This window comes from Sphingomonas sp. Ag1 (assembly GCF_000980895.1).
GTDB classification, from domain to species: Bacteria; Pseudomonadota; Alphaproteobacteria; order Sphingomonadales; family Sphingomonadaceae; genus Sphingomonas; species Sphingomonas panaciterrae.
Window position 1 is genome coordinate 1 of record NZ_LAZX01000064.1, and the last position, 17,231, is coordinate 17,231.

General features: G+C 57.6%; 20 protein-coding genes. 11 read left to right on the forward strand and 9 right to left on the reverse strand.

The features are described 5' to 3' along the window. Together XM50_RS01330 and XM50_RS01335 are read left to right on the forward strand one after the other, a co-directional pair. Nucleotides 1-295: DUF2958 domain-containing protein (locus XM50_RS01330; protein ID WP_046406749.1), on the forward strand; the 295-nt coding region annotated here is incomplete at its 5' end. Between the two features lie 71 nt (nt 296-366). Further along, a complete protein-coding gene (locus XM50_RS01335) occupies nt 367-1,002 on the forward strand; it encodes a hypothetical protein (protein ID WP_156167074.1) in 636 nt (211 codons plus the stop codon). A 54-nt stretch (nt 1,003-1,056) separates the two neighbouring features. Here the strand turns inward: XM50_RS01335 and XM50_RS19030 are convergent, their stop codons facing one another. Next, on the reverse strand, nt 1,057-1,455 hold the full coding sequence (locus XM50_RS19030; RefSeq protein WP_052742348.1) for a hypothetical protein: 399 nt from the start codon (nt 1,453-1,455) through the stop codon (nt 1,057-1,059). 75 nt (nt 1,456-1,530) lie between these two features. Further along, a complete protein-coding gene (locus XM50_RS19035; protein WP_082102622.1) occupies nt 1,531-2,055 on the reverse strand; it encodes a tyrosine-type recombinase/integrase in 525 nt (174 codons plus the stop codon). A gap of 122 nt (nt 2,056-2,177) precedes the next feature. On the opposite strand from XM50_RS19035, the gene XM50_RS19040 reads away from it, so the two are divergent. Further along, complete coding sequence (locus XM50_RS19040; protein ID WP_052742351.1) at nt 2,178-2,708, forward strand: HNH endonuclease; 531 nt, start codon at nt 2,178-2,180, stop codon at nt 2,706-2,708. A gap of 253 nt (nt 2,709-2,961) precedes the next feature. Then, the gene (locus tag XM50_RS01355; protein ID WP_156167076.1) at nt 2,962-3,462 is read left to right on the forward strand and encodes a hypothetical protein; all 501 of its coding nucleotides are present in this window, start codon (nt 2,962-2,964) and stop codon (nt 3,460-3,462) included. A 259-nt stretch (nt 3,463-3,721) separates the two neighbouring features. Here the strand turns inward: XM50_RS01355 and XM50_RS01360 are convergent, their stop codons facing one another. From XM50_RS01360 to XM50_RS01375, 4 genes are read right to left on the reverse strand one after another with little or no spacing between them, the layout of a single operon-like run. Next, nucleotides 3,722-4,621 (reverse strand): hypothetical protein, encoded by a 900-nt coding sequence (locus XM50_RS01360; protein WP_046406753.1) that lies wholly within the window; start codon nt 4,619-4,621, stop codon nt 3,722-3,724. Next, nucleotides 4,618-4,929, reverse strand: coding sequence for a hypothetical protein (locus XM50_RS01365; RefSeq protein ID WP_046406755.1), 312 nt, complete (start codon nt 4,927-4,929; stop codon nt 4,618-4,620). Before XM50_RS01365 ends, XM50_RS01360 begins: the two co-directional genes overlap by 4 nt. Then, the gene (locus XM50_RS01370; RefSeq protein ID WP_046406756.1) at nt 4,926-5,390 is read right to left on the reverse strand and encodes a hypothetical protein; all 465 of its coding nucleotides are present in this window, start codon (nt 5,388-5,390) and stop codon (nt 4,926-4,928) included. The genes XM50_RS01365 and XM50_RS01370 overlap by 4 nt, the downstream gene beginning before the upstream one ends. Beyond that, entirely contained in the window at nt 5,387-5,674 is a 288-nt protein-coding gene (locus tag XM50_RS01375; protein ID WP_156167078.1) for a hypothetical protein, read from the reverse strand. Before XM50_RS01375 ends, XM50_RS01370 begins: the two co-directional genes overlap by 4 nt. A 446-nt stretch (nt 5,675-6,120) precedes the next feature. Between XM50_RS01375 and XM50_RS01380 the strand changes: the two genes are divergently transcribed. Further along, nucleotides 6,121-6,591 carry a hypothetical protein gene (locus XM50_RS01380; protein WP_156167080.1) on the forward strand — a complete coding sequence of 157 codons (471 nt, stop codon included), beginning with the start codon at nt 6,121-6,123 and terminating at the stop codon, nt 6,589-6,591. Between the two features lie 515 nt (nt 6,592-7,106). Here the strand turns inward: XM50_RS01380 and XM50_RS01385 are convergent. After that, a complete protein-coding gene (locus XM50_RS01385) occupies nt 7,107-8,441 on the reverse strand; it encodes a DUF1254 domain-containing protein (protein ID WP_082102625.1) in 1,335 nt (444 codons plus the stop codon). Nucleotides 8,442-8,452: 11 nt separating this feature from the next. Continuing rightward, complete coding sequence (locus XM50_RS01390; RefSeq protein WP_082102623.1) at nt 8,453-10,804, reverse strand: TonB-dependent receptor; 2,352 nt, start codon at nt 10,802-10,804, stop codon at nt 8,453-8,455. 162 nt (nt 10,805-10,966) lie between these two features. Between XM50_RS01390 and XM50_RS19045 the strand changes: the two genes are divergently transcribed. Genes XM50_RS19045 through XM50_RS01405 form a run of 3 tightly spaced genes read left to right on the forward strand, consistent with a single transcriptional unit; the run spans nt 10,967 to nt 13,582 of the window. Continuing rightward, a complete protein-coding gene (locus tag XM50_RS19045; RefSeq protein ID WP_052742353.1) occupies nt 10,967-11,626 on the forward strand; it encodes a TetR/AcrR family transcriptional regulator in 660 nt (219 codons plus the stop codon). Nucleotides 11,627-11,682: 56 nt separating this feature from the next. Then, on the forward strand, nt 11,683-12,210 hold the full coding sequence (locus XM50_RS01400) for a hypothetical protein (protein WP_046406763.1): 528 nt from the start codon (nt 11,683-11,685) through the stop codon (nt 12,208-12,210). Beyond that, nucleotides 12,200-13,582: a terminase large subunit domain-containing protein gene (locus XM50_RS01405; RefSeq protein WP_046406764.1), complete on the forward strand. Its 1,383-nt coding sequence runs from the start codon at nt 12,200-12,202 to the stop codon at nt 13,580-13,582. The genes XM50_RS01400 and XM50_RS01405 overlap by 11 nt, the downstream gene beginning before the upstream one ends. 13 nt (nt 13,583-13,595) lie before the next feature. Here the strand turns inward: XM50_RS01405 and XM50_RS01410 are convergent, their stop codons facing one another. Further along, on the reverse strand, nt 13,596-13,913 hold the full coding sequence (locus tag XM50_RS01410) for a hypothetical protein (RefSeq protein ID WP_046406766.1): 318 nt from the start codon (nt 13,911-13,913) through the stop codon (nt 13,596-13,598). 130 nt (nt 13,914-14,043) lie between these two features. Between XM50_RS01410 and XM50_RS01415 the strand changes: the two genes are divergently transcribed. The 3 genes from XM50_RS01415 to XM50_RS01425 form a co-directional block, all read left to right on the forward strand. Next, entirely contained in the window at nt 14,044-15,405 is a 1,362-nt protein-coding gene (locus XM50_RS01415) for a phage portal protein (RefSeq protein WP_156167082.1), read from the forward strand. Nucleotides 15,406-15,450: 45 nt separating this feature from the next. Next, on the forward strand, nt 15,451-16,173 hold the full coding sequence (locus tag XM50_RS01420) for an HK97 family phage prohead protease (protein WP_052742355.1): 723 nt from the start codon (nt 15,451-15,453) through the stop codon (nt 16,171-16,173). A gap of 110 nt (nt 16,174-16,283) precedes the next feature. Next, a partial coding sequence (locus XM50_RS01425) for a phage major capsid protein (RefSeq protein WP_046406770.1) occupies nt 16,284-17,231 on the forward strand: 948 nt, incomplete at its 3' end.

Consider the following 17,231-nt stretch of genomic DNA (forward strand, 5'->3'; position numbering starts at 1 on the left):
AGAGCAAGCACCGCTCAAGGGCACCCGACGCGAGCGTGATTTCGAGCCTGTCTGTAAGATCTTTTTGCCGTGGACCGGCGGCACATGGTTGCTGACAGAACTTGACGACGAGGGGCTGGCGTTCGGCCTAGCGGACATAGGCTATCCCGAACTCGGCTATATCTCGCTGGACGAGATTTGGGAGGTAGTCGGGCCAGGAGGCTTGCGCGTCGAGCGCGACATACACTTCCGGGCCACAAAGACGCTTAGCCAGTACGCCGCAGAGGCACGCGTAGCGGGACGCATCACAGCTTAACGGATTGGGAGCCGGGTCGCGCAAGCGGCTCGGCTCTTTCCATGTCAGACGCTCCACGCAATAATGCCAGCATGAGCGATGCCGAATCCGAACCCAAAGCGGAGCCTGAAAAGAAGCCGTGGCCTCGTTGCGGCAACTGCGGGAGACCGGCTTACGTCTATCTGGGCGCTTATCCGGTCTGCATAGACTGCAAATACAAGGTGGACATGAGTAACTGGATGCAGTTCGCTCAGAATGCGTCGATGCTCAATTACCTTGATCGCGAATTAGTCAGCACTGTCGGCATGCCGCATCTATCCAACCAAATCGCTATTCCGAGGCCGCCTGTGCCACCGATCAACTATAACAATCAGACGGTTTCCGTTTCAGGCGGAACTGTAGGCTCGATCAATTTCGGCAATGTCCGTGATATTCAGGTGAACCTACAGGCTCTGACACAGAACGGCTCGCCAGATATTGTCGAGCCTCTATCAAAGCTAACCGACGCCGTTCTCAACGCACAGGATGCGGACGAACCAACAAAGAATGAGCTCTTAGAGCAGATCGCCACCCTCACGGCCCTTGCGAGGGCTAAACCCGAAGAGCGCAAACAGGGCACGGTCAAGGCGCTGTTTGGGGCAGTCAAGGAGGGCGCCGGCGCGATCAGTAGTGCAGCGGGTGCATGGCAAGCCGTAGAGCCGTTGCTGAAGGGCCATTTCGGCTTCTGATGCAAAAAGCCCCGGTTTGCGCCGGGGCTTTGAGAGATCACTCGGAGTGAGGTGTTAGGCTTCGGCCTTCTTGTTCCGGCGCGTCTCACCCATCTTCGCCGAGCGAGCCTTCACTTGCTGCTCCATCGTGGCAAGCTGCTCGTTGAAAGCGCCCTTCTCCACATCGGCCTTGATGGCGTTCAGCACTTCACCGAACTTGTCCTTGGGGACAGCGACTTCCTTGTCCTCGCCCAGCAGCTTCAGCGGGCTGTTGGCGTAGCGGACAGTGAATGCGACGTTCTCGCCCTCTATGCGGAACATGCGACGGCCTTCCATGCGGGGCTTGCCGAACAACTCGATCTGCTTGTCGATCGTCTGCGCCACCACCGCGCTCGGCGTGCGTGCCTTAGCGACGTTTGCCTTCGAGAAGCCTTCGACCTGATGCGCCGGCTTCACCATCTTCTTCCAATCCATCTTCTATCTCCAACGGTGCAGCGTTGCTGCTAATGAGGGTATTGAACACCAGTTTGGCTTTAGGACAACCGGAGATTAGGCGAAAAGTGCTCGCCGCATCATGTTGTCGGATACACCAATGTAAGCCTGAGTGGTTGCAATGCTGCTATGACCGAGCACCTTACTGACCACTGCGATGTTGATGTCCCGGTCAACCATCGAAGTAGCAAGCGTCCGACGACCTGAGTAGCAGGAACCCTCAATACCAGCGCGCTTGTAGAGCCGACGCATCGCCATGCTGATCCCTGCTGCGTCGAAGGCTTCCCCGCGCGCGTTGCGGAAAACGCGGCCCGTCTCGTCGCCCATATGCGCCTCAAGCGCGTCTATGATTTCCTGACTGACCGGCAAGCTGCGCCCGCTCTTGCGCTTGGAGTGACCAAGCGGGATGCGAAGCTCGTCACCGCGAAACCATGCTGTATCAAGCCCCGAAAGCTCCATAGGGCGAAGTCCCAAGCGAATGCTGAGAAGCATCATGAGCCGGTACATTGCGGGGCGTTCCATGCTGGCAGTGTGAGCTAGGACAGCTTCAAACTCTGCGTCTTTCTTGATCGGTGCGCGCATCGGCGTGTCTCCTTCCCCAGCTTGTTGTTGCCAGACCGCAAGCAGGACAACCGAAGAATAGACAAAACGTAGCTCGGGCTACTGACCGGAATACCAGCACTCGTCTGCAGATAACTATCTGCATGACGGACAATGAGGACGAGAACCGCGACCGACGGAAGGGAGTAAGACCCCGCCGCGAGTGTGAATGGGATGACTGCACCAACTGGAACATAGGCGGCTATCAAGCGCACTGCGCGAAGCACAAGCGCATCACCATTGAGGCTGGTCTGCCGGTGCAGTACCACGCCGACAAGCCCGCGAAGAAGTCGCGCTACCATAACAAGGTGACGGGCTATTGGCTGCTCCGCGTTCCCGGCCATCCCCTCGCGACAAAGGCGGGCTACGTCTATGAGCACAGGCACGTCGCATATGAGAAGTATGGAGCCGGTGAACAAACGTGCCACTGGTGCGACCGCAAACTAGCTTGGGCTGAGGTCAACGTCGATCACCTCGATTGGGATCGCTCCAACAACGTGCCTGACAATCTCGTGACCGCGTGTGAGCACTGTAACACGGGCCGCTTCAAGCCGGTTGAGAAACCAGCGCAGCCGGAGCCGAAGACACCCACGCAGAACAAGCTCATGAGCCTCGCGCGATCATTCCGGGACTGAGGGCTCCTCGGGCTTCTCAGCGACCACTGGCGCACCTTCCATGCCCCTCACGTTCAAGCGGATAATGCGACGTTTGGAGGGCCGCACGTCGGACAGCAGGGCGAGCAACGCCTTCACTTCTGGCTTCATATAGGAATTTAGCGAGCGACGATCGCCGCTTAACCGATCGCCAAGGAGCGCCAGCTAACTCGACGGCATGACCCTGCCATATAACAACCTCAATCCATTCCGGCCCAACAACGCGTCACACCGCTTGGACTGGCCCTTCTATGCTGCCCATGTGGAAAGAAAGCTCGCAAGCATCCGCGAGAACATGGATAAGTGGGTTGCGGAGAATGGCCCTATCCCCATCCTGCTAAGACAGTTCAAGCACAACAAATTCAAAGACACAGCTTTCCGCTTCGTCACAAACATCAACGATCCCGTCGCCTTACAGAAGCTGGATGACATAGAGGACGACCATAGGACATGGTCTTGCTTTTTAAGCACCTATGGATTTGAGCTTGAGGACCTCGAGCACGTGGAGAGCATCGGATACTCACGAAACGATAGCTATGCGCTGGCTGGCGTTGTAGAGGCAATGGAATTCTACGAAAGCTACCTGTTTTTCAGAGAGGCATTAGAGCGTTCCGATGTTGGAGCATTGCTGAGGCAGAACAGGTGGGACTACTCATATGAGCAACGCGGCGACTACGCGATGTTGATTGTACCGTTAGCAATCGCCGCAACCTATCTCAAGCTCACGTTCTATTGACTGCGTGAAGGGTGAAAGCTCTGCTGATAACAGCGGGGCTTTCCTACGAATTTAACAAATCCATTTGCCCTCTGATTTCTACGGCAACATATCGTGTGGGCCGGGTCGCAACGGTGAAGCCCTAGCAGGTTCCCCCAATCTGCTAGGGCTTCCTAACACCAAATGCAGTCACGGAGCGCCACAGACGCTCACTGTGATAGCAAGAGCGCGGATCAGCAGTCCGTGTTGCCCTCACTCAAAGTGACGCTTGTTGAGCTTCCTATTGGTAGTTCTCACGTTGCGCTTCGATGATGTCGCGCCAACGCTCGCCATAGATCGACAGTATGGCGTCGATGCGCTCCTTCAGCTTGGCATCACTGCAACGGCGATTGCTCGTGTCCGGTGCATAGTAGGCTTGCTCAAAGCCCTGTCCCGCCGCGAATGCCTCGGCGACCACGAGATTGTGCTCGATCGCGGCGCGCACCTTAGCTTGCGATGGCCCTCCGTTTTTGCGCCATTGCAGCTCGTATCCAGCCAGAGCCATCGAGAAGCAGCATGACGCCTCGTCTTCCGCCTCGTCTTCGTACCGGGAGACGAAGGGACGTACCCAAGGCCGGTTCGTGGTCTTGTACTCGTGAAACTCCCGCTCCGCCTCACCCTTTGCCAGCTGGACGGCCAAGACGTTCACGCCAGCTTCCCGTAAGCCCGTCAGGACGGCCAAATGCTCGTCCCGCTCCCCATCGACGTGACAGCCGACAATCTCGCTCCAATGAGCGCCTTGAGGATCATGTAGGAGCCTATCCTGATCCCTGAGCTTGGCCCAACGGAGCTTGACGTTCTTTGCCTGCTCCCTCGACAATCGCATGAGCACGAACCCGTCGAGCCGTTCGCGTTGCAGAAGTCCAATGGGGCAGATCGCATTGGCATTGACGATGTGCCAGTTCGGTGAACCCACGCGGAAGTTGCGCCGGAAGTCGGTTGCAGTCCGACCACTCGCTAGCAGGACGTGATTGAACTCCGCTGCACCAGCCTTGATTGCAGCTTCGACGGCGGAGAAGTCGCCTTCATTCCTCCGCACATCACGGAGAGCAAAGGCGAGATCGCGACTAGCTAGTTCCCACTGCTGGGTCTCTCGCTTCTTCCGCTGAACATGCCGGTAACGCTGATCGCTGGACCTCATACGAACAGAGCGCCGGGCTTCCAATTACGCCACCAATCAAGCGTCTTTTGTTGGTCTCTGACGTAGGCCAAGACATGCTCAAGTTCGGTGTAACGAGCAGGATCGTAGGACAGCTTTGTTAGCAATATCGGCTTGAAAGGATCGCGACGGTACTCCGTCATGATGAAGTGCAACTCCTTCATCAGCTTGAAGTCTTCGAGGCGCGCCTTCTGCTTCTTCTCGATAGCGTCGACTATCCGGTCATACGCTTCAAAGAACCGGCGCTGATAGTCCGCAAGGAGCGGATCGTTGGGATTGTAGTCGGTCACTGCGCGCCACCAAATACGAGCTTATACGAAGCAGCGTCAGCTTTGTCGGAGCAGACCAAGAACCAACACTGAATATCCGGGCTTATGTGGTTTTCAGGCCATGACTGAAGCCAGAAAGTGCCCTTGAACATACGCTGACAATGCTCGATGCGCTCGATGATCTGGTCTTCATCTTCGCCGGTATGGGACTCGAAATAGATTGTCCCGTCCGCTCTTACGGCAATGTCCTTGTAGCCATCGCCCAAGTGGAAAGTGTAGTTTACGCAAGGCGCCTGTCCTTTTTCGAACGTCACCATTGCGCCGGTTCCACCGGTTAGCATGTCGTGCGGTGCTTCGTCGGGCGCCAGCTCGAAATCCTCAAGCAACCGCAACAGGAAGGCATCGTCGTCGCCATGAAGCTCGCGCAGATGCTTGATGTACTTGGGCGGATAGTCTTCGATCTTATACGGCCAGTCGCTCACGCGGCACGCTCCTGCTGCCAGTTGTCGGAAAAGATGATTGCTCGGCTGGCCCGCTCTACGCGCTCCTTAAGGGGCAGAGACTTCATGTCGTCCGCGACATAAGCGAGCTTCGCAAGGGTCAGGTCTTTGCCGGCCTGATAGGCTTCAATGAGGTACGTTGATTCCAGAACGGTATCCTGAAACTCGCCCGTACCATCCAATAAGCTGACAGTGGGATCGAGGTCGCACGTCGCGGCCAATCGCGCCGTAACCTCGTCCATAATCTCGTCGTTCGTCTTAGCCATGCCCATTCCCCCACTCGGAGTGAGCAGCTAGGAAGGCACCCGTTAAAGCGTGGTTATCGCTCCCGTTTCGGATTATTGCCCAGCCTTAAATAAAGGATCAGGGCAGGTCGCTATCTCCTTTCATCGTCCGTTTGTCGCGGGATCGGTCAGGCGCTTGCTGCTACTGAGGGCCGCCCGAGTGGTAGTGGTAATTCGGCCCAAAGATAGTGAACCCGGCGCGACCAAGACCCTCTGAGGGAATGAGCCGGCTAAGCAAGCGAAAGACACGAAGGCCGGGACTAACCTCCCGGCTTTTGTACCTCAGTAAGAATGCGTCAAGAACAGCACGACGAGAGCCGCACAGACATAGACGAAAGTCTCCAAGACAGTATAGGGCTTGATATTCGAGAACATAGCTTGACCTCCCGAGGACTAGCTATGTAGCCGATGAGCAGGGCAGTCACCCTATGAGTTGGCCCGCAACAAATCGCAAAGAACAACCTCCAACAATCCGCTTAAATACCTACATGAGCAAGAAAGCGGTATTCACAGAGGAACAAATGACCATTGCAGCCCAGATGGCAGCAGAGGGAGATAGTCAGCGAGCAATCGGTAGGAAGCTAAACCTATCGGACTATCTGGTTCAGAAGCTAATGCGGGAAGTGGCAGTAAACCAAGCGATTGCAAATGCCCGTATATCGGACGTGATACCCCGTAAGCTGGATCGAATGGCAGATGCAGTGATCGAGCTAGTCAATACAGTAACGGAGCTAGAGAAGCGGATGGCCCGTTATGAGGAAGTTGCACGCATGATGCGGAAAGCCATGCAACGTAAGACCATCGAGAACGCGAACGTCCGTGCTGAGCGAAACAAGGCAAAGGCGGAACTGCGACAGGTCAAGAAGGACTTGTGGGCAGCAAGAGGCTTCAAGTCATAAGCCGCAAGCCGTGGATGGTTTGGCTGTCCGCTTATGGCATACTCGATGGCCTGATACGGTACGCCACTGTTGAGGTGCAGCAAGGGCCGTTGGGTCTAGGCTAAGTGCCCACATGAGAACACGCTGGTTGCGTGGATGACATTTCTACAAGCAACCAGAAAAGTCACTCTGGTTGAACTCTTTTTCCACTCTGGTGATCAGTCCGTCGCCCTACCCTTGTGGTTGAGTGGAAGAAAATGCGACGAGCTGTTGGTCGCATCCACTCCCTGCGACACTTGACAGGATGCTCAGGTATGGTTGTCAGCACCAAGGTATGGATAATACACCATAAGCATACCGCTGTTCAAAGTGACGACACCTGAACCCAACCTGTCTGCATTCAGAAAGCAACCTCAAAGATAGGTTGACGCCCGAACATAGGGGGCACCCTACATAAGTTCAGACTTTGGATGAACCGGCGCTCGTTACCCCCTATCACACACGAGCGCCAGAATTCGACCGGGTAGAACCCGATGTCAGGCCCGCGTCATGGCCGGCAGATGATAGTCGCCGTCCACGAATTCGGGTTTGGGCATATAAGCCCTGAACACCGGGGCGAATGGACCTTCGCTGGGCAACGGCAGCCAGTTTGCTCGACGTTCAGCGCCGGGGTCATTGCGAGACATCCAAATCGTGAGTCCGCCATCGGCATCCTTCCGCAGCCCCGCAGTCCGGTTACCTATCGCATAGCGGTTTATCGGATTGTCGAAGAAGAAGTACTGGCCATCGTTGGTGGCCCTATACATCGTCATCGACCAGAAAGCGTCCACGGGCGGCAGACGGTCAGCTGGAAGGGTCAACTTCCAATTCTCACTGGAATCAAAGGTCACGGTGCCGCGCTCACTGAGCGGGCGCATATACATTGCCTCAGCACGCGGCAGTGCAGCCAAGCCGCCAAGTGATACCTGCGCTCGATAGAAGTAGTCCTGCCCGAAGTCTCCCAGAGTGAGCTTGGGGAACACCCACCCGTCGATCACCTGACCTTGGCGCCGGGTGCTCTTAAGCGAGGTGCGCGCTGCCGCGATGCCAGCTTCGATCTCGCGCCTTTGGTCGGCGGAGAAGCGGTTGGGGTTGAAGCCGCCTTTAGGGCCAAGTCCGAGGGGAGCGATCCTCTCGAACAGGAGATCGTCGGTGACGGGCGGCGGGTTCTCGACAATCAGACGCTGAACGCTGTCGAAGTACTCGTTCCAAGGAGCCGCGCGAGTGGCGAACTTCGCTGGTGCGGGCGCCGCCGGAGCATCGAGCTTTAGCTGCCCGTGGATCGCGTTTGCCGCTGCGAGGTCGGCGTCTCCATCGACGAGGAGTCGCGACAACATCCAAACCCACGGAGTGGGCGCGCGGATTGCCAGCGGGTCTGTTGTCGCAGCATTCGGACCTACCAGCGTGAACGTCCCGCCATCACCACCAGTCGTTCGGGTGCCAAGGAGTGCGAAGTTGTTCGAGTACATGTCCATGAACGCGACGGACAAATATCGCTTACCCGTGCGAGGAAGGGTGACCCGAACAGGTCCCGCGTTGAGGTTGATCCAGCTTCGGGAGTAGAGGGTGTCGTTATTAGGCGTCGTAACCCGCTGGGTTTCGGGTGTCGTGAGCGCCCGGGCGTGGAAGATGCGGTTAGGTGCGACAGACCCGAGCGTCTCAGCGCGACTGCCGGCCATTTCAATCAGCACGAGACCATACAACCAAGCGTCTCGGCTTGCGGCGGCTAGGGGTGACAGATCGCCAGCTGCCGCCCAAACGGGCGATCCCAGAAGCGGCAGACCGACAGCTCCCAGCGAGCCTTTCACCAAGAGTGAGCGACGGTTCAGCATGTCATCCTCCATTAGAAGCGGAACTTGGCAGAGAAGCGAACGGTACGTGGTTCACCAAGGACGCAGCGTTGGACGGTTCCGCCCGTTGCCGCGTTGTTCAGACCAAGGCCGGCCGCCAGCGTCTGGCTGTACTTAAGCGTACAATAGCCCTTGTCGGTGAGGTTCTCCCCGGCGACCGCGAACTCCAAGCGGTCCGAAGGAGAGAAGAGTGTCACGCGAGCACCAAGCAGGGCATAACCATCTTGAATCCCTTGCGGGTTCGCATCGCCGCCGCCACCCACGTCGATATCGCTATTGAAGGCAAGACGGGTGTTGAAGCCCACCTCCCAGCCCCCAATTGTCGGCGCTCGATAGTCGATGGACGCGTTCCCCTGCCACTTGGGCGAGAACGGCAAACGCGCTCCAGTGAGGTTTTGTGTTCCACCGAACCCCGGAAGCCCAGGCGCATTGCGGAAGTCCGTGTATTCCGAGGCGAGTCGCGTCGCCGACAGCCCAATCGCAAGATCCTTGATCGGACGGGCGTTTACCTCAAACTCCATACCCTGCTGCCGGATGGACCCGGCATTACGAACGCTGAAGAACACGCCATTGTACGAACGGAGCTGAAACTCATCGATATCCATACGGAACAGCGTTCCGTTGATCGTCAGCTTGCGATCGAATGTCTGGGTCTTGAAGCCCAACTCATAGTTGGTGGTTGTCTCGGGGCGGAAAACGCGAGCGGCGCCGAGGGTGTTTCCGGTTCCGCTATCAAAGCCGCCCGACTTGTAGCCGCTTGAGACCGTAGCGAACAGCATGACGTCTTCAACCGGGCGGAACGTGGTGTTCGCACGATAGGTCAGCTTACCTCCATTGAACCGCAATGATGCGTTATCAGGAGCGACGATGCCGGCTGCGGCTGAATTGAAGACCGCCGCAAAAATGTCTCCGTCCTTGTCGTCATGAGAGTAACGAAGCCCACCGGTCACATCCCACTGATCCGTCAACTTGACGGTAGCCTGACCGTAAGCAGCGTAGCTGGTGGTGATCTGATTGAATTCGGAGTCTGCTGCGCCTTGCTGCGGCCCCGCGTTGCAAGCATCCAATGATGCTGGCCGGACGTTGCGGATATAGATGTTACAATAACCGGTGCCGAAGTCCGTCGTGCTTCCGATGTTGTAGTCTTCGCGGAAGTAATAGAGACCTCCAACGAAGCTCAGATGATCGTTCAGGAGGTCGGAAGGCGAGAGCAACTGGAGCTCTTGCGAATGTGTCTTGCTACGATAGCGCGCCGCCCGGCCAAAAATGTCAGCTGGGGTCAACGAAATATCACGCTCAACCTGACGGTTTTTCCAATCCCGATAGCCGCTCAGTAGCCGAACCGTGAAATCGCCTGCCTGTAAAGCTAGGTCGCTCGACAGCCCCCACTGATCATCCTCGAGATTGCCAGCCGTGTTCTGACGGACACCATAGCTGTAGGTCGCATCCAGACGGGGGACGAGACCGTTCAGCCGGCGAGCGAAATTGCCAGCGGCTGTTGGAGTGACGGTGGCGGCATCTACAGTTACGATAGCCTGACCATCACCACGTTGCCGCTGATAGTCGCCGCGAACCAACCAAGTCAGATCAGGCGTTACTTCGGCGCGGACAGCACCTCGGAAAGACAGCGTCTCGTTCTCGCCGACACGACTGCCGTCCAGCAGGTTCCGCCCGTATCCGTCATACCGATCGTATAGTGCGGAAAAGCGAGTGGCGATCGTCTCGCTCACAGGCAGGTTCACGACACCCGTCAAACGTGCTCGGTCATAGTTGCCGTACTCGGCCGTGAGTTGACCTTCGAAGTCCTTCCTGGGCTCGTTCGTGCGAAACGAGAGCGCGCCGACCGACGCATTCCGTCCGAACAAAGTACCTTGGGGACCGCGCAGTACTTCAACGCTCGCGACGTCGTTGATAGCTGCGAGCAACGGACCGGGCCGCGCGATATAGATCCCGTCCACGAAGGCGCCGACACTCGGTTCAATCGCCGTATTGCCAGACGACCCGATGCCGCGGATCGACAGCCGCGTGTTCGCAGCTTGCGGCGCGCGGTAAGCGGTGAAGCCGGGCGCGATGCGCGGAAGGTCTTGGACGTTGGTGATCGAAGCTCGCTCGATCTGCTCACTTGATACCGCGGTCAAGGAGATGGGAACGCGTTGAGCACTCTCGCTGCGGCGCTGCGCCGTCACCACGATCTCAGCTGCCTCGTCGACAGGTTCGGCGGCAACCGGCTCCTGTATGGCTTGGCTCGCAGGCGCGGTTGGTGCCTCAGCTGCTTGAGCCAAAGCGGTCGAACTCCACATCAGCGAAACTGATGCCGCGCCGAGATACAAGGCGCTCTTTGCCATGCGAACCTCCCCAGAATCTGGCGGCTAACCCGCCATTTCGGCACGTCATGATCACTTTCCCGGCTACAGTCAACACGGTCTGTAGCGACAAACTGCATTGACCGCATCGGCAGTCAGTCTAGCCTGTTGATGTAGATCGGTTTGCGGGTATCATCGACGCCGATGACCGATGTTGTTGAACTGGGAAAAGCGCGTCGCGGTTCGCACGCTGAGCGCACCGCTGCGATGAGGCGGCGTCTAATCGATGCCGCTATCGATACGCTACACGATCTCGGTTACGCAGCGGCCACGACGATGGCGATACAGAACCGTGCGGGGGTCAGCCGGGGCGCTCTGGTTCACCACTTTCCCACGAAAATCGATCTAATCATCGCCACTGCTCAGGCGATCGTAGCGGATCAGGCCATCTGGTATGATCACGAACTCAGGAAGGTGACCAACAAGCGCGATCGCTTTATGGCGATTTCTCGCATTACTTGGGAGGCTTTGAAGAAACCAAGCGGCATGGCGCTCCTAGAGATCTTCATCGCGACACGGAGCGACGCAGAACTCGCCAGACGATTTCCACCCGTTGCATTCGATATTCAGCGCAGCCAACATCAGGCAAACTGGCGACTGGCGCGAGCCGCCGGAATTGGAAATCGTGAAGAGGTCCGCAGGCTGACCGATATAGGTCTCGCGACGATGCGAGGCCTGTCGATCCAATTGCTGTACTCGAACGACCCGGACGCTGTTGAAGACGCTTTCAATCTATACATCAAATGGAAGCGCGATTGGATTGAAGATGCTCTCGGAAAGCGGGAGCTTGCTGCTTCTGAATAACACGCTAGACACCCGATGCGTCGGGCAGCCGCAATCCTGAAATAGCTAAATATCGGGTGACGCAACCCGAACCCACCAAGGCCGAAGTCGACAAGCATTTCGCAGCGCAAGAGCGCAGCGTCTTCGTACCTCCCCGTCACCGTGATCCCGGCGTCACGATCGCCCATACGAAGGCGGAAGTTGAACGACAGCTTGGCGCGGCAATGGCCGGCCAGACTGCTCATGCTTTCCGCCTCAGGAACGCCAGCGAACCGCAGCCCGATCCGCTTGCCCGCATGTGCTCGCTTGTCAAAGCGGCTCACGAAGGAATGCCCGCAGACGAGTTCCGACAGCTCGTCCAGACCCCCATCGAGCAGCAAGCGTACCTGGCCCTCTACGGCGACATGAAGGACCACCAGCGCGCCGCGATCTGGGACAAGATCAACAAGGGCGTGTTTGAGGCGCAGCAGGCGGCGCTTCAGGAAGCGCACCGCGCACATCAGCGTGACGCCAAGCGCACCGACCAGCTACTCAAGGGCCGCGCCCTTCAGGAACGTATCGCCCAGCACGCCGCAAAGTCCGGCAAGGTGGCAGATGCGGAATGATCTGGATGACTACCTAGATCTCATCGACTTCGCCCGCGAGCAAACCGCCTCACTGGGAGTGGACGGCTTTTGGGAGTGGATCGCGGATATCGAGCCTGACTTCCGCGAGCAGATCATTGGCGTGATGACCGATCCAGCGTTCGCGCTGGAAGACCATCAACGGATGCCGCGCGGCGAGTGGCGTATCTGGATGAAGCGCATGGGTCGTGGCGCTGGCAAGACCTACGGCGCATCAGCAAACACCAATCTCCTAGCCCGCGATGTTTTCCCCGGCGGCTACGGCATTCTCGTCGGTCCAACGGTCAAACACGTCCGTGATATTATGATCGACGGACCCAGCGGCTTGATTGCCACTGCACCGCTCGATTGCGTCCCTGTCTTCCGACCTCATTACAACCGCGTCGATTGGCCCAATGGCACGTCCGCGACCATCTACACCGCTGACAATCCGCAGGGCATTCGTGGTCCATCGCTGAACTTCGGATGGGGTGACGAGCTTACGCTGTGGAATAGCGAGCGCACGTTCGACAACCTCTTCCGCGCAGTTCGCCAGAAGCATCCCAGCGGCACCAAGATCATCCTGACCACCAGCCCCATCAAGGCGCAGGAATGGGTGAAAGCGATCGAGGATCGTCCCAACACGGTTGTCAGCACGGCAACGTCGATGGCGAATATCCATCAGGACGAGACGCACCTTGAGGAATTGAAGGCAGAAGCCCTGATCGGCTCCACGAAGGCACGAGAAGAGATTCTGGGCGAGTGGACCAGCGGCGAGAGCCAGCTTTGGAACAAGGAAGGCATCGACAAGCTACGGATCACCACAACGCTGACACGCGACGAGTACGCGGCGACCTGTAGCAAGCGGTTCCTGAGCATCGACCCTTCCGGTGGTGGTGACGAAACGGGCATCATCTTCGGCGGTGAGAAGCGCACAGGAGCGCGCCACTGCGTCATTCTCGATGACTTCTCGGATAAGATGGGTCTTGATGCAGCATTCCGCGAGATCGTTCGACTAGCAAAGCTGCATCTAAAGTCCGGCGACTATATTCTCTTCGAGGAAAACAACCAGAAGTCCGGTCCTGCCCTGCTTCGTGAAATGCTGAAGGGCAAAGGCGTATCTGGCGTTCGTGTCATTCCCATCTGGGCTGACAAGTCCAAGTATGCCCGTGCAGAAGAAGCGTTCATGCACTGCCAGCTAGGTAAAGTGAAGTTCCACGGCCATCACGACAAGCTAGAGAAGCAGCTAGTCGAGTGGGAACCCGATTTGAAAGTCTCTCCCGACAGAGGCGATGCTTTTACGCAAGCGGTGAAGCACGTTCACGGCGAACGCAAGAAGACCGGCTTCCAAGTCATCAGTTTGGGCCGGGTCTAAGGTCCGCTTACGATCAGCAACCGAGCTTTAGAGCCTCAACCTCGACCTGACCGCTCGCCAGTTCAGTCCTGATCTGCTCACCCAGCAGATTGGCCCGCTCCCGGAGATATGCGGGGTCTTTGTTCCGATCGAACAGCGAGCCTAGCCCCCTTCCGATCGGATTGCCTGCTTGTAAGTCGCTCAACCTCTTCAGAATAGCGCGCCGCTCTTCCATCATCGGCTGAACCCGCCTCAACGTGTCGCGGGTGGTCTCCGCAATCAGGTCAGCGTTTCGACAGGTCGGCTGTGGTGCCGCCTGGAGCATTGTCATTGCGACCACTAGCGTAAGCATGATCGTCGCCCTTCCGTGAGTATCAGCGCCCCCGATAGCGACGAAGCCTTAAATTCCGTTACCGAAGCCAAGCCGAGGTCGCACCACGCACCGCTAAATACCCGCAGAACAACCAAATAACGGTGGCAAAGTGGGTTTTTTGTGGTTCAAATCGCGTGATTACGGTCAACAGGAAACCCAGCTGCGAAGCCGTGGTATCGGGGGTATGTTCCCGGTCAATGGCGGCTCCAAGTGGACCGATGACGAGAACTATGCTGGTCGCACCAAAGCTGTTTACTTCCAATGCCCGGTTAGCCGTCGCTGCCTAGAGATCAGGTCGGAGAAGCTGGCTTCGATCACGTTGAAGGTCGAGGGCAGTAAGCGCGCCAAGAAGGTGCTGGGCACTCCCAACTTCCGCGACCGCACGATGAGCAATCTGCTCCGCAATGTGGAGATGGATTTGGGCATTGGTGGCGATAGCTGGCTCTGGCTCAACAAGGAGATTGCGGAGCGTCCCGTAATGGAAGCCCTGCGCCCCGACTTCATGTTTCAGGAGCCGGCTAAGGGCACGATTTCCTACGATCCGTCCAAGCGTCTGAACGGCACCAGCAAGCCGGAAATGATCTTCTACACCGATCCCGACGAACCCGCCTCGATCATCATGGTAGAGCGCCGTATCGGCGACAGCGGAGCATATGAGCAGATCGACGCCGATCTTCTCCACATGAGCCTCTATAACCCGCTGAGTGCCATTGAAGGCTCCGGCGCTGGCGATGCGATCCTCGCTGATATCGCAGCTTACCGCGCAGCGACGAAGCTCATGTATGCCCGTTTCACGAATGGCGGTCGCAAGAGCGGCTGGATCACCATTCCCGAAGTGGACGGCTACAACGAGCTAACCGACGACGACAAAGCCAAGCTCCGCGACACACTCAGGATGCTCCGCGAGGACGACGAGCTTAAGGGCTTGGTTGCCGGCTCCGAGTTCATCGAGAACCAGATGGACTTCAAAGAGCTAGACGTGGTGTCCGTCGTGAAGGCGTTGGAACGCCGCATTGCGATGGCCTACTCCGTTCAGCCCGTCATGCTTGGTTTCGAGGGCGAGACCACTGGCATGAACATGCGAACAGCGGATCGCACCTTCTACACCGGCTGGCTCAAGCCCCGTGCCGATTATGTGCTCGGCCATCTTCAGAGCTTCCTCCGCGAGAGCCTGAACGACCCCAAGCTGACCATCGAGATTGACGAAACCAAGCTACCCTACCTCCAGGACGACAAGCTAGACCTCGTGGACAAGATGGCTGGTCGCGGTGCGATCACCTTCAATGAGTATCGCGAGGCAATGGGCTTTGCTCCCGCTCCTTGGGGCGACAAGCCAATCCCTGTTGCTGGTGCTGGTGAAGCTCTCACTCAGAGTGGCGACAAAGAACCGCAAGAGCAGCCCGACAATCAAGCCCCGCGAGAAGTCGGACACAATGCCGACACTAGCGGTCGCGCGGATCAACGCGGCTAACCGCTAAATAGGACGGAGTTTGTAACTGATAGGAACAGAACCTCGATGAACGCACCTTTCCTGACTAAGAGCTTTAAGGCTGGTCCTATCAACGACAACGAGGTCGAGGGTTTGGCTAGTGCTTATGGCAACATCGACCATGCCGGCGATATTGTTGAGCGCGGCGCATACAAGCGCACCCTAGATCGCTTCAACGCTTCCGCGAAGGGAATGCCCTTCCTAGCGCATCACAGGCACGACAAGCCCATTGGTCGCATTATGGAACTCAGGGATAGCGACGAGGGCCTGTACTTCAAAGCGCGCTTCTCAGACAGCCACGATGGACAGAACGTCCGATCGCAGTTCCTAGATGGAACACTAGATAGCTTCTCGATCGGCTACCGCGTCCTGCAAAAGCAATCCGATCGCGTGAATGACCGCAAGGTGCTCCGCTTGAAGGAGATTGCGCTTCACGAGATTAGCGCAGTCACGTTCCCCTGTAACGAGCTTGCCAAGCTGACCGCCGTGAAGGGCGATATCGCTTCCAGCTTCCCCGATCTCAGCCTTGAGGACCAACAGCGCGTAGCGGACTTCGCTGCCACGCTCATGTCCAAGTCGGTGATGACGGACGAGGAAGTCGCAGAGGCAATCGCAGAGGGTGAAGCCCTCCTAACCGCAGTCGATGAAACTGTAGCGGCTAAACAAATCGCAGACGCTGAAGCCGGCATCGACACCAAGTTCGATGACCTTTGGCTCGCTTACCAGATCAGGAAGCGTCTCGGCCGATAAATACGAACACTGGAAGCAACGCTTTCAACCGGCACTCCTAACGGACCCGCCTCTCAGACAGCAGGACCCGCTCTTCAGCCCTCCTCTGAACTCCAATTCAGAGGTGAAAAGTGAACGAAGAGAACATCAACAAGCTGTTTGAGGAACTGGCAACCAAGGCCAACTCCGACGACGCAGTGAACAAGGCAGAGGTTGAAACTCTGCGCGGCGAAATCGCTGACCTGCGTGACCAGATGGCCCGCAAGTCGCAGACCAAGAGCCACACCGCAGACATTACCGCACAGGACGACGACCGCCTCGCAAAGCTGGCGTTCGTGAAGGGCCGTTACGCCATCGAAGACGGCGACGTGAAGGCAACCGAGTTCTCGCGTCTCGTCGGTGAAGAGGGTGGCAACACCGTTCCTACCGTATTCGACGGTGAGATCACTCGCGGCCTCGCAAAGCTCAGCCCAATCCGCAGCCTGTCCCGCGTCGTGTCGGTCAAGGCAAACCTAGAGCGCATCATCAAGATGCGTGTTGGCGGTGCTGCAAAGACCAAGGCGGAAAAGGCAGCTTACACGCTGAACACCACCGACCTGTTCGGTAAGCTCAGCTGGGGCACCAACGAAATCGTTGACCAGCAGCGTCACACTTCGTGGGTTTCCGACGATCAGGAGTCGATCCTGAACCTCGCAGCAGAGCTTCAGGACAGCATGATCCTGAACATCGCTGAGAAGGAAAGCGACCTTTTCCTCAACGGCACCACGACCAACACCGTTCAGGACGTTCCCGGCCTGACCACCACCCGCATGGGCCTTCTGGCACAGACCGCGCTCACTTCGGGCGTCAACAAGTACACCGACGTTTTCGGTCAGCTGGCAACGGTTCAGGCTGTTGTTCCTGCCACCGGCAACTACCTGTCGGACGCGGTTCTGAAGCTGCGCTCGACCCTGCACAGCAACTACCTTCAGGGCGCAGTGCTCGTGTTCAGCAGCGACGTTGAACTGGCTCTGTTCATGGAGAAGGACGAGAACGGTCGTTCGCTCCTGCGTCCAGCTGATGCAAGCGTTGCTGGCGGC